This is a genomic window from Pseudomonas putida (assembly GCF_002741075.1).
GTDB lineage: Bacteria > Pseudomonadota > Gammaproteobacteria > Pseudomonadales > Pseudomonadaceae > Aquipseudomonas > Aquipseudomonas putida_T.
This window is the reverse complement of the sequence record NZ_CP016634.1, coordinates 4,644,539-4,656,802: the sequence shown is the minus strand read 5'-3', so window position 1 is coordinate 4,656,802 and position 12,264 is coordinate 4,644,539. Positions and strand designations below refer to the sequence as shown.

The 12,264-nt window shown below is 60.8% G+C and carries 12 protein-coding genes and 1 pseudogene; 5 read left to right on the top strand and 8 right to left on the bottom strand.

Annotated elements, in window-relative coordinates; all coding sequences use genetic code 11:
* The first annotated feature begins 15 nt into the window (after positions 1-15).
* Positions 16-417: an acyl-CoA thioesterase gene (locus tag IEC33019_RS21755; RefSeq protein WP_070090552.1), complete on the top strand. Its 402-nt coding sequence runs from the start codon at positions 16-18 to the stop codon at positions 415-417.
* 59 nt (positions 418-476) lie between these two features.
* On the opposite strand, the pseudogene IEC33019_RS28325 reads toward IEC33019_RS21755, so the two are convergent.
* Positions 477-629, bottom strand: a pseudogene (locus IEC33019_RS28325) (cation:proton antiporter); the annotation flags it as partial.
* A 942-nt stretch (positions 630-1,571) separates the two neighbouring features.
* Here IEC33019_RS28325 and IEC33019_RS21740 point away from each other — a divergent pair.
* On the top strand, positions 1,572-2,300 hold the full coding sequence (locus tag IEC33019_RS21740; protein WP_170831702.1) for an AAA family ATPase: 729 nt from the start codon (positions 1,572-1,574) through the stop codon (positions 2,298-2,300).
* A 71-nt stretch (positions 2,301-2,371) separates the two neighbouring features.
* Here the strand turns inward: IEC33019_RS21740 and IEC33019_RS21735 are convergent, their stop codons facing one another.
* On the bottom strand, positions 2,372-3,607 hold the full coding sequence (locus IEC33019_RS21735) for a cation:proton antiporter (RefSeq protein ID WP_070090550.1): 1,236 nt from the start codon (positions 3,605-3,607) through the stop codon (positions 2,372-2,374).
* A gap of 215 nt (positions 3,608-3,822) precedes the next feature.
* On the opposite strand from IEC33019_RS21735, the gene IEC33019_RS21730 reads away from it, so the two are divergent.
* The gene (locus IEC33019_RS21730) at positions 3,823-4,656 is read left to right on the top strand and encodes an EamA family transporter (protein WP_070090549.1); all 834 of its coding nucleotides are present in this window, start codon (positions 3,823-3,825) and stop codon (positions 4,654-4,656) included.
* Positions 4,657-4,686: 30 nt separating this feature from the next.
* Entirely contained in the window at positions 4,687-5,073 is a 387-nt protein-coding gene (locus IEC33019_RS21725; protein WP_070090548.1) for an MAPEG family protein, read from the top strand.
* A gap of 105 nt (positions 5,074-5,178) precedes the next feature.
* Here IEC33019_RS21725 and mltA read toward each other — a convergent pair whose 3' ends face one another.
* Positions 5,179-6,330 (bottom strand): murein transglycosylase A, encoded by a 1,152-nt coding sequence (gene mltA, locus IEC33019_RS21720; RefSeq protein ID WP_070090547.1) that lies wholly within the window; start codon positions 6,328-6,330, stop codon positions 5,179-5,181.
* Positions 6,331-6,447: 117 nt separating this feature from the next.
* Between mltA and IEC33019_RS21715 the strand changes: the two genes are divergently transcribed.
* A complete protein-coding gene (locus tag IEC33019_RS21715) occupies positions 6,448-6,894 on the top strand; it encodes a c-type cytochrome (protein WP_070090546.1) in 447 nt (148 codons plus the stop codon).
* Positions 6,895-7,055: 161 nt separating this feature from the next.
* On the opposite strand, the gene IEC33019_RS21710 is transcribed toward IEC33019_RS21715, so the two are convergent.
* From IEC33019_RS21710 to IEC33019_RS21690, 5 genes are all read right to left on the bottom strand, one after another.
* Complete coding sequence (locus tag IEC33019_RS21710; RefSeq protein ID WP_070090545.1) at positions 7,056-7,451, bottom strand: DUF1090 domain-containing protein; 396 nt, start codon at positions 7,449-7,451, stop codon at positions 7,056-7,058.
* A 122-nt stretch (positions 7,452-7,573) separates the two neighbouring features.
* Positions 7,574-7,969, bottom strand: a complete 396-nt coding sequence (locus IEC33019_RS21705) for a DUF1090 domain-containing protein (protein WP_070090544.1) — start codon at positions 7,967-7,969, stop codon at positions 7,574-7,576.
* Between the two features lie 60 nt (positions 7,970-8,029).
* Entirely contained in the window at positions 8,030-9,700 is a 1,671-nt protein-coding gene (gene ligB, locus IEC33019_RS21700) for an NAD-dependent DNA ligase LigB (RefSeq protein WP_070090543.1), read from the bottom strand.
* 168 nt (positions 9,701-9,868) lie between these two features.
* Complete coding sequence (gene metK / locus IEC33019_RS21695; protein ID WP_099593907.1) at positions 9,869-11,059, bottom strand: methionine adenosyltransferase; 1,191 nt, start codon at positions 11,057-11,059, stop codon at positions 9,869-9,871.
* Positions 11,060-11,079: 20 nt separating this feature from the next.
* Positions 11,080-12,072, bottom strand: coding sequence for an ArsR/SmtB family transcription factor (locus IEC33019_RS21690; protein WP_070090541.1), 993 nt, complete (start codon positions 12,070-12,072; stop codon positions 11,080-11,082).
* Positions 12,073-12,264 lie beyond the last annotated feature (192 nt).

The window sequence follows — 12,264 nt, the reverse complement described above, 5'->3', positions numbered from 1 at the left end:
AGGTCAGGAGTACCGATGAATTTCCACACCCGCAAGTGGGTAAAACCCGAAGACCTCAACCCCAACGGCACCCTGTTCGGCGGCAGCCTGCTGCGCTGGATCGACGAAGAGGCAGCGATCTACGCCATCGTCCAGCTGGGCAACCAGCGCGTGGTCACCAAGTACATGTCGGAAATCAACTTCGTCAGTGCCTCGCGCCAGGGTGACATCATCGAGCTGGGCATCACCGCCACCGAATTCGGTCGTACCTCCATCACGCTGAAGTGCGAAGTGCGCAACAAGATTACCCGCAAGGCCATTCTCACGGTCGACAAGATGGTGTTCGTCAACCTGGGTGAAGATGGCCTGCCGGCGGCGCATGGGCGTACCGAGATCAAGTACATCCAGGACCAGTTCCCGGATACCGCGGTGGAGTGATTTCGCGGGCTGCTGCTACAGGTATAGCGCTGTACCTGTCTGGAGCGGCCCCGGCCTTTTCAAGGCTGCGCACTGACCTCGCGCACCACCCGTCCGACGCTCAAGCCCTGCACCAGGATCGACGACAGCACCACGATGTAGGTGATCGACAGCAACAGGTCGCGCTCAGGCCCACTGGGTAGCGACAGCGTCAGGGCCACCGATACGCACCCCAGATCAGCATGCTGCGCCAGCTCCGATGCATGTCGTTTCGCAAGTATCTCCGTATCAACATTGGGAACAATGTGGATACCTACTCAAGAAGTCGCAATAATCATTTGAATTACATGGATTTGCGGGCTGAGAGAAAAATACTGAAACTTTTCTGTTGTGGTTGTTTATATACATGCGCTTCTGGGCCCATGACAATGCGCTTCAGTTGCACAACGCTATGGATCGGTTTTCATTTTGTAGTGCGTGCATCACGTTTGAAAGTTGTTATGGCAGAGGAGGGGTGACAAAAAAGTTTGTGAAAAGCAAAGGATAAGTAGCGGCCATGGAGGCTGCTTATCAGTGATGACATAGAAAGGTGATTTTGATGATATTGGATATTTCGGCAATTCACAGAGCTCGGCAAGATATGTTGAATGAGATGCTTCCCGTTACTAGTCTGGTTGTGCAGGCCTATAGTAACCTTTCAGCCGCGTCAAGCGGAACCCGCCCCTGTACCTCCTGTTGTACTCAGTGCTGGTCGCAATGTTGTCTGGCGACTTACAGTTGATGTCTGCAGTTCCCGCTTTGTCCAAACGTTAACCCGTTTGCTAGATGGGGAAATAATAGTCGCATATGCTTATTCGTAAAGCCGAGACCGGGTGGGTATTTGAGGCTGGGCATTTCGACTCAAGTTTCGTCCGTCTCGCTGAGGCCGTGAAAGCCGGCTTCATCTACGATAAATGGAACTCAGTTGTATCGTTTGTTCCCGATATGGCTCTCGCAACTGGCACGGCTGGTGTGGTACTTCTTTCTGCTTTCATGTTTCCCGAGGGCTTCACTTCTAAATTAATAATTTATATAAGCTATCTGGGAATTATTTCTATGTCAATCGCCCAAGTCATTGGGCTTGCGTTTTCAGTGGCAGGCTCAAGGCAGTCAATTAACCGTATAAGGAGCGTGTAATGTCATTGAGTAAACTCTTCTTGAGAGAGGTTGGCCTAAAACCGGCATGTCGTGCTCCAGAGATTTTGCGGCATGTATTTCCTATGCGGTTTAATAAAAATATTTCAATCATTATAGGAGAGAATGGTTCGGGGAAGTCGACCTTGCTGGAAGCTATCGCCATTAAGTTAGGATGTAACCCAGAAGGTGGCGGCAGAAACTTTCACTTTAAAACCGAAGATACTCACTCGTCATTGCATGACGCCTTACGCCTGACGAAAGGCTATCGGAAGGAGGGGGATCTTTTCTTCTATCGGGCAGAGAGTTTCTATAATGTGACGACCGAGATTCGGAGTCTCGATGCAGCGGGTAGCTTTGATCCGAAAATCAACACTTACTATGGTGGGCAGGACCTACATGAGTTATCCCATGGTGAAGCCATGGAAGCGCTTTATCAGCATCGTTTCAAGGAAAATGGTCTTTATATTCTCGATGAGCCAGAAGCTTCGCTGTCTGCGCAACGGCAACTCAATTTCATTATCCGAATTTGCGAGCTTGCCGAGGGGGGCGCCCAATTCGTCATTGCTACGCACTCGCCGATTCTCATGTTCACGCCCGGTTGTGATCTCTTCAAGCTTGAAGGTGGCGTGCTGGAGTCCACGCAGGCGAGGGATACGGAATTGTTCAACCTCTACAGAGCTGTGATCTCATCATCAGGAGCGTTTCTTGAGAAAATGTTGCACGATTGAGCGGATTCCCCCGCGGTAGCAGCCCAATCCATCAGTGGGCGAAATAACGCGGGGTATCCACACGCGTGTCATTACGACTGTGCAGTAACCCCGCGCACCACCCGTCCGATGCTCAACCCCTGCACCAGGATCGACGACAGCACCACGATGTAAGTGATCGACAGCAGCAGGTCACGCTCGGCGCCAGCGGGCAGCGACAGCGCCAGGGCTACCGATACCCCGCCGCGCAGGCCACCCCAGGTCAGTACGCGGACGGTGCCCTTGGGCACGCTGCGCCAGCGGCGCAGCATCACGATCGCCGGCGCCACGGTCAGCAGACGCGACAGTAGCACCGCCACGGCCAGCACGGCTCCGGCGGCCAGGTGCAACCAGTTGAACGGCAGCAACAACAGCTCCAGGCCGATCACGGCGAACAGCAGGGCGTTGAGCATGTCGTCGATCAGTTCCCAGAAACCATCCATGTAGCGACGCGTCATGTCGTTCATCGCCAGGTTGCGTCCCAGGTTGCCGATGATCAGTCCGGCCACGACCATGGCGATCGGCGCCGAGACGTGCAGTTCGTGGCTCATGGCCGAGCCGCCGATCACCAACGCCAGGGTCAACATCACCTCGACCTGGTACTGCTCGACGCTCTTGATCATGCGGTAGGTGGCGTAACCGATCACACCGCCAAAGACGATCCCGCCGATGGCTTCGCGGGCGAACAGCATTGCGGTGTCGGCAAAGCTTGGCGCCTCGCCGAGTTGGACGATACCCAGCAGTACGGTGAACACCACCACCGCCGTGCCGTCATTGAACAGTGATTCGCCCACGATCGTTGTCTTGAGCGGTTTGGAGGCATTGGCGGTACGCAGTGCGCCGAGTACGGCAATCGGGTCGGTGGGGGAGATCAGCGCGCCGAACAGCAGGCAGTAGATCAGCGGCACGCTCCAGCCGAACAACGAGAAGACCCAATGGGCCAGATAGCCGATCACCACCGTGGCGATCAGGACGCCGAAGGTCGCCAGCAGGCCGATCGGCCAACGGTAGCTGCGCAGATCGGCGAGGTTGACATGTAGCGCACCGGCGAACAGCAGGAACGACAGCATCCAGTGCATCAACAGGTCGTTGAAGTCGATCTGGTTCATCAGCCCTTCGACGCGGGCTTCCAGGCCGGGGAAGCCGATCAGGCTCAGGCCCTGCAGGATCAAGGAGAACAGCAATGCGGTGACCATCACGCCAATGGCCGGTGGCAGGCCTATGAAGCGATAGTTGACGTAGGTGAGGAGGGTGGTCAGGCAGATAAAAGCGGCAACAAGTTCAAGCATCCCAAATCCTGTAACAGTGGCTTCCAAGTCGTTACCCGAAATGCTCGGGCAGTTCTTTGATGACCTGGTGAGCGTTTCGGGACACACCTTATGACCCAATCCGTGGGATTCGTTCCGCCAGACAGGGCGCCGACTCCTACATCAGGCCCGGAAATCGATATAGTGTCCGACAATCAGGCCAACGAGGGCCTGGACTCTGTGCAAGGACCCTCCCCGTGTTGGCAACTTCGCTGGTTTTGGTCGCGGCTCTGCTCCACGCGACCTGGAATACCCTGATCAAATTCAGTGGCGAGCGCCTGCTGGTGATCGCCAGCATGGACCTTGTCGCTCTGGCTTTCGCCGTGGCGGCGGTGGCGTTCGTAGACTTTCCACCGACGCACATCTGGCCTTGGTTGCTCGCTTCGGCCCTGGCCGAGCAGCTGTACCGTTTTCTGTTGATCCAGGCGTATCGGGTTGGCGACCTGGGGCTGGTCTATCCTCTGATGCGCGGTTTGTCGCCTTTGGTGGTGCTGGGGCTTACGCTGGCCTTTGCCGGCGAATCGTTGAGCGACAAGCAGATCATCGGCATTCTGCTGATTCCTTGCGGCATGGCCTGCTTGCTGTGGCAGGGCGGCGGCGGTGACCGCCTGCCGTGGTCGATGCTGCCGGTGGTCGCGCTGATCGGCCTGTGCATCGGTTGCTATACCTGGTTCGATGGCAGGGCTGTGCAGCTCTGGGGCAAACCGTTGGATTACCTGGTCTGGTTGACTTTGCTCAGTGCCTGGCCCTTCCCATTATTGGCAAGCGTGGCGCGGCGGGCGCCGTTCGTGTTGTTCTGGCGTATCCAATGGCGCCTCGGGCTGGCAGTGGGGATATGCGTGCTGCTGAGCTATGCCCTGGTGTTGTGGGCCATGCACTTGGGGTCGGTTGCTGAAGCGGCGGCGCTGCGGGAGTTGAGCGTGATCCTCGTGGTGCTGCTGGGCATGCGTTACCTCAAAGAACCTTTTGGCGGGCCAAGACTCCTAGCTTGCGGGCTGGTCCTGGCAGGCATGCTGGTGATGAAGCTCTGAAACCGATCATTTGAACAAGGAGTCCTGTCCATGACCGTAGCCCTGTGGTGCATCCTGATTGCCATGATCCTGCCGCCGCTGTGCGGGTTGACGGCGAAGCTGAGCAGTGGCCGTTTCGGCCTGCGAGACAATCACGACCCGCGCGCCTTCCTCGATACCTTGTCGGGCCTGCCACGCCGTGCCCATGCCGCCCAGCAGAATGGCTTCGAGGCCTTTCCGGCATTTGCCGCTGCGGTGCTTGTCGCCGACATTGTCGGCAACGCCGAGCAGGTAACGCAGGATGTGCTGGCGGTGCTGTACATTACCAGCCGCCTGCTCTACATCATTTGCTACCTGGCCGATTTGGCCATCCTGCGTTCGTTGATGTGGTTCGCGGGGCTGGGGCTGATCGTGGCGTTCTTCGTGGTCTCCATTTGAGCCCAGATCGCTTTCTACGCGGGTAAACCCGCTCCCACAGGTGCTGCGTGGTTCTCGAACATTGCGCTGTGCCGGTGGGAGGGGGCCCGAGGAAGGTTCATCGACTCAAGGGACTTTCGGCACCTCAGGCAGCGCCGCCCCCTTGGGCCACAGCATCCAGATCTGCCCTGGCTGCTTCATGTTCCCGGCCAGCTCACCGGCCTCTGGACCAGTGCCCCAGAACAGGTCCGCGCGAACCTCGCCTGTAATGGCGCCGCCCGTATCCTGGGCGCCCACCGGTCGCACCACCGGGCTGCCATCTGGACGGGTGGTGGACAGCCACAGCAGGCTGCCCAGGGGGATCACCTTGCGATCGATGGCGACGCTGTAGCCAGCGCTCAGCGGTACGTTCAACGAGCCGCGTGGGCCTTCGTTGCTGTCAGGGCGGGTGCCGAAGAACACGTAGCTGGGGTTGCTGGCCAGCAGCTCGGGAACCCGCTGCGGGTTGGCCTGGGCCCAGGCATGAATGCTGCCCATGGTCACGTCCTCTTTCTTCAACTGGCCTTGCTCCACCAGCCAGCGGCCGATGGGGCGATAGGGGTGGCCGTTCTGGTCGGCATAGCCCAGACGCAGTTGGCGCCCGTCTTCGAGCTGAATTCGCCCGGAGCCTTGGATCTGCAAGAACTGCAGGTCCATCGGATCGGTCAGCCAGGCCAGTACCGGTGCTTTTACGCCGTCGCGGTTGATCACTTCAGCGGTGTCGTAGGGCTTGAGCACGCGGCCATCGAGGCGCCCGCGCAGGCGTTTGCCCTTGAGCTCCGGATAGACGCTGGCCAGGTCGACCACGATCATGTCCTCGGGAATGCCATACACCGGCACGTGGGCGGCATCGGTGCGGTTGAGGCTTCCGGGGTAGACCGGTTCGTAGTAGCCGGTGATCAGGCCGTTGGCATTGTTTTGCGCCGAGCGCAGGCCGTAGACCTCCAGGTTCTGCTGCAGAAACGCGCGGACCTGGGCAGCGTCCTCAGGCATCCGCGCCGCGGCCTCGCAGGTAACGGCCCAGACCGGGTCACGCTTGAGCTTTTCGCAGCCATTGCGCCAGGCTTGGAAACCAGCCAGCAGATCGTCGTCACTGACGCTTGGCAGGTCTTGCCAGGTGGCCGGGGCGTAGGTCGCCACGGCGTGGGGTTCGGGTTTGGCGTTCTCGCCGCCGTTGCAACCAACCAGCAGGGCCAGGGCGGGAAGCGCCCAGGCCAGGTGGCGCAGAGCAGATCTCATGGTTGAATCCTTGAATGGGCGGCGTGTTCGGGCTGCCCATGTTTTTCGTGAGGGTATTGGTCTTTGTCGAGCAGGCGAGGATACTGTTGGCCCTTTCCCTCTGCCAATGTGACCGTGATGTTGAAATGTTTCACCGTTCTGCTGTTGGTCAGCCTATCCCTGGCGGCCTGTGACCGTGTCGATCCTAACTCACCACTGGGCCAGCGCAAGGCGATCTTCAAGCAGATGCTCAAGACCAGCGAAGATATGGGCGGCATGCTGCGTGGCCGAATACCGTTCGATGGCGCCCGGTTCGCGGAGGGCGCGGTGAAGCTCGATGGCCTGTCCCACGAGCCGTGGAAGCATTTTCCGCAGGTCAAGGATGAGGGCGATAGCAGCGCGCGGCCTGAGGTGTGGGAGCGTCAGGCGCGTTTCCAGGAGTTGGCTCGGCAATTGGAGGCGGTGACAGGCGAACTGGTCAGCGTGACCGGTGACCAGCCACTGGAGGCGGCAGCTCTGAAAGCGCCAATGGACAAGGTCGAAGCTGCGTGCAAGGCCTGCCATACGGAGTTTCGCAACCACTGATCGCTCGCTGGAGCAGTGCCTGCGGCCGGCCCCACAGATGCGTTCGCGCACTACCTGTGGGGGCGAGGCCTGCAATGGACCGCGCAGCGGCCCCAAGATACGCAGGGTCTTCTACAACTACCGCGCAATGTCCCTATCAGCGGTAGCCCGTGGAGCCAATCTCACTTGTTCAATTCCAATTCGGCCTGCTTGAGTTCCGCCTCGGACTCGGCAAGTTTTCGCTCGCGCTTGGCGATCTTGCCCTTGTCGCCCTTGGCTTGGGCTTCAGCGAGGTCTGTCTTGCGCTCGGCGACTTCCGCCTTGGCGTCAGCGACCTTGGCTTCACGCTGCTGTTTGAGGCTGGCGTCGGTGCAGTGTGCGGTGTGTTCCTTCAAGGCTTTTTCCAGGCCGCGAATTTCACCCCAGTTATTGTGCTTGCGAGCGTATTGGAGCTGGTTTTCGATGGCGCTGCGCTTGGCTGCGCAACCGGTCAGGCCTGGGTTGGGCTGCGCTGCGTGCACGGTGCCAGCCGCCAGGCCAAGGGTCATCAGCAATGTCAGGGCAGAACGGGCTTTCATGAACATTTCCTTCAAAGCAACAGGATTTGTAGGGAATAGTGCCTACAACCGGTTGGCGAGTGAACCCTGGAAACGGGTGCTACATCGCTTTCAGAAAAGTCCTACTTCCGCACCGCTGAGCATCAACGCTCCAGTCCGTCGACCGCTTCCTGCAGCTCCTTCTTGGCCTCGGCGAGTTTTTCCTTACGCTTGTTGATCTTCTCCGGATCGCCTTTCTTCATGGCCTTGTCCAGGTCCTTGGTGCGTTGGTTCACTTCGTGGCGAGCCTCGAGGACCTTCTGCTCACGCTCCTTGCGCAGGCTGGAGTCGGTGCAGTGTTCGGTGGCTTCGGCCAGGGCCTTTTCCAGACCGGCCTGTTGCTCGCTGTTGCCTTGGGTGCGCGCTTGTTCGAGCTGTTCGCTGATAGCCTGGCGCTTGGCCGCGCAGCCGGTCAGCCCAGGCTGCTCTTCGGCGGCCAGCAGGGGGCTGGCAGCCACGCTGAGCAGGGCGGACAGTGCAAGGGACGAAAGCAATTTCATCGTGGACTCCATTCGAAGGCAGGACAGCGGAAAACGAAATGCTGCCTTGATCTGACGAAATTAGAAACCCTGGATTGCATGTGCGCGCAATTGCTTTGCCAGCAGGCCCAGTGTTTCATCCGCGAAGAACGCCTCCAGTTGCGCGGCGCGCCCAGGACCGATGCCGGGCTCGGCAAGCCAATGCTCGCGGCCCTTGGCCGCGAGTGTCTGCCAATCCGGCCCCAGTTGCAGGCTGCGAGGCGCCGGGACGCCGAGTGCCCGCAACCAGCGCTCGAACGGTTCCTGGCGAGCCTTGGCGAAGGCTTGCAGCAGTTGCTCGGCACGGGCCGTGCCGATACCCGGGATACGCTGCAGGTCGGCGCGGTCCAAGGCCAGCCAGTCATGCAGACTGGCCACTGCTCCATGATCCACCAGGCGAGCCCAGATGCCAGGGCCGAGGTTGGACATCTTCAAGCCCTGGCGACCGCTCAACCAGGCAAGGCGGGCGAGGAACTGCGCTTTGCAGGTGTCGTCGGGCTGCCAGCAACTGAGGGGATGGTGCTGTGTGGCGTCCGGCGCCGTCACGGGCTCCCGGTGCGTCGAGCGGTGCACCACGCTTTCCAGTCGCGGTACCGTCAGTCCAGCCAGCGTGATCGCCACCTGATCGCCTGGGCGGATGTCGAGTGTCTGCCAGCGCGCCAGCGAGCCGACGCTGACCAGGCTGATGCGGCGGTCATCCAGCACGACAGGGTGCAGGTGGAGCATGGGTGTGATGCGACCGGTTCGTCCGACCCGAAAGCGCACCTCGCGTACCTCGGCCAGGGCCTGTTGGAACGGGTACTTCCAGGCGGCTATCCAAGAGGGCGGGCTGGCTCGCCAGCGTTTGGCCGGCGGGCGACTGTCCTGGCGCAGGATCACGCCATCGGTAGCGAAGGGCAGGGGCGAGCGGTACCAATGCTGGCGCCAGTGTGACGCCTGCTCGAAGGTTTCGATGGCGATGCTATAGCGCTGGCTGTCGGCAAAGCCCAGCTCCGCCAGCCGAGACAGCCGCTGCGCCTGCCGGGACGGCCCCTCGGGCCAATCCCAGACGAACAGGCCAATATCGGCACCTTGGGTATCGTCCAGCGTCTTGCGCGCCAGCAGTCCGGCCACTGTGCCACGAGCATTGGCGCTGCCGTCCTGCGCTTGTGTGTGCTGCGACAGGCGCCAGTAGAGTTCGCCCTGCAGTACGAGGTCCAGAGGCTCCGGCAGTTGTCGAGTGATACCGCTCAGGTTGGGAATATGGCGGCTCCAGTCGTGCCCTTGCACGCCATCGCCACGGCTGAGCAACTGCACCAAATGGCCTTGGCGGTACACCAGCGAAGTCGCGACCCCGTCGACCTTCGGTTGTATCCAGACATCACGCTTTGCTCGCAGCCAGCTGGCTACGGCCTGCTCATCGGCCAATTTGATCACGCCCGTATGGGGTGTGGGGTGGGCAATGGTGCCGCGGGCGCTGGCCAGCGGGTCATCGCTGCCTGGCAGGTCGAAGCAGGTTTGCAGCGTGTGCAGGCGCTGCCGGCTCTGGTCGTAGAGTTCGTCCGCCACGGGTGAATGGCCCTGGCGGTGGTACTGGTCGTCCCACGTGGCGAGGGTTTCGCGCAATCGGGTGATTTCATCGTTGGCACGAGCCTGGGGCCAGGTCGGGCAGGTGGCGGCCTGAGTGACGATCGGCAGAAGAATCAGCAATGCAGCGATGAGCATTGAGGGCATAGCCAGCATCCTTGCTTGGCGGGAGGGAATGCTCAGCCTAGGCGACCGCAGGCGTGGGCGCCGGGTGGAGTTGTCAGTCGATATGTCACGAAAAAGCCCCTGCCGATCACTCGGCAGGGGCTTTTTCGTGCAGTCTGTGATGTGCGGCGTGCAATCAGCCGTTCACCCTTACAGGCCGGCTGCGGCGCGCAGGGCGTCGACGCGATCGGTACGTTCCCAGGTGAAAGTGGTGAAGGTGTCGTCGCCCACAGTCTTCTGCTGTGGGATACGGCCAAAGTGACCGTAGGCAGCAGTTTCCTGGTACATCGGGTGCAGCAGGTCGAGCATGGTGGTAATGGCGTATGGACGCAGGTCGAAGCACTCGCGGACCAATTGCACGATCTTGTCGTCGGCGATCTTGCCGGTGCCGAAGGTGTCGATCGAGATGGAGGTCGGTTGGGCCACGCCGATGGCGTAGGACACCTGGATCTCGCAGCGGTCAGCCAGGCCTGCGGCAACGATGTTCTTGGCTACGTAGCGTCCGGCGTAGGCCGCCGAACGGTCGACCTTGGACGGGTCCTTGCCGGAGAACGCGCCGCCACCGTGGCGGGCCATGCCGCCGTAGGAGTCGACGATGATCTTGCGACCGGTCAGGCCGCAGTCGCCCACCGGGCCACCAATGATGAAGTTGCCGGTTGGGTTGATGTGGAACTGGGTGTCCTTGTGCAGCAGCTCGGCAGGCAGGGTGTGCTTGACGATCAGCTCCATGACGGCTTCACGCAGGTCTTTGTAGGAGACTTCCGGGTTGTGCTGGGTCGACAGGACCACGGCATCGATACCCACGACCTTGCCATTTTCGTAACGGCAGGTGACCTGCGACTTGGCGTCCGGACGCAGCCACGGCAGCAGGCCGGACTTGCGCGCTTCGGCCTGGCGCTCGACCAGGCGGTGGGAGAAGCAGATCGGGGCAGGCATCAGCACGTCGGTTTCGTTGCTGGCGTAGCCGAACATCAGGCCCTGGTCGCCCGCGCCCTGGTCTTCCGGCTTGGAACGGTCGACGCCTTGAGCGATGTCTACCGATTGCTTGCCGATGATGTTCATCACGGCGCAGGTGGCGCCGTCGAAGCCAACGTCGGAGCTGTTGTAGCCGATGTCGATGATGACTTTGCGCACCAGATCTTCCAGGTCGACCCAGGCGGAGGTGGTCACTTCGCCGGCAATGATGGCGACACCGGTCTTGACCAGGGTTTCGCAGGCTACGCGGGCGTATTTGTCCTGGGCGATGATTGCATCAAGGACCGCGTCCGAAATCTGGTCGGCGATCTTGTCCGGATGCCCTTCGGACACGGACTCGGAAGTGAAAAGGGAGTATTCGCTCATCTCGACGGGTTCCTAAAAATTTACCGATGGTGAGTGTCGCCAGTCGTCCGCTGGAAATGGCGGACCTGAATCTGGAAACCGTTACGCAAGCCCACATAGAGGCTGTCCCCGGGTACTAGCCCCGCTACCCGGGCCCAACGGGCCAGGTCGTCCTGCTCGAAGCCCAGCCAGAGATCGCCGCAGGCTTCCCGCGCCCAGCTCTGGTCATGGCTGCACAGCTCGGTGACCAGCAGGCTGCCGCCTGCTTTCACCCGTTTGGCCAGCAGGCGCAGGGCCAGGGCCGGGTCGCTGAAATGGTGCAACACCATGTTCAGCACAACGCAGTCGGCTTCCACATCCGTTGCACCCAGTGCATCGGCCAACTGCAGATTTACATTATTCAGCCCTTCGCGCTCGCAGACTTGGCGGGCCAGTTCGAGCATGGTCGAGCTGTTGTCCAGGGCTGTGACCTGATTGAAGCGCCGCGCCAGGTCCGGCAGGAAGCCGCCATCACCGGGACCGACTTCCAGCGCGCTGGCGTCGGGGCCGAAGCTCAGGTTGTCGAGCAGGGCCAAGAGGCTGTCGCGGTACTGCGGCAGGCCGGCGATCAAGTCTTGCTGAGCACGAAACTTTTCTTCCACGCGCAGGAAGAAGTCCTGGCTGGTGGCGGCGCGACGCTGTTGCACCTGGGCGATGCGTGCCTGCACGTCTTGCGCCAGGGCCAGGCCATCCACCTCTTCGAGCAAGGCCGCGTGCAGGCGGCCGCCCAGGCGCAGGCTGTCGGGCAGGGCGCGGCGGTAGAAGATCGCATTGCCTTCGCGGCGCGTGGCCACCAGTTCCGCCTGGGCCAGCACCTTGAGGTGGTGGCTCATGCCGGATTGGCCAATGTCGAAGATCTGCGCCAGCTCCAGCACGCCGAACGAGTCACTGGCCAGTGCGCGCAGTACATTCAGGCGCAGCGGATCGCCGCTGGCCTTGCACAGGGCGGCCAGCTCGTCGCTGCGGTGATGGATGATGGGCGCGCTCGGGTTCATGGGGCGGCAGTCTAGACAGGGGATGCAGTCGTCGCAATAGCAATATCAAAAAGTTTTGATATTGGCTGATGGGCGGAGTCGTGGTTGTCCGGCTCACGGGCGAACCCGCGCCCATGGGCTGGTGTTGCCCCAGTAGGCGCGGGTTTACCCGCGAACAGGGCGCCGCCGACTTGCGAATTGTCCCGATTTACG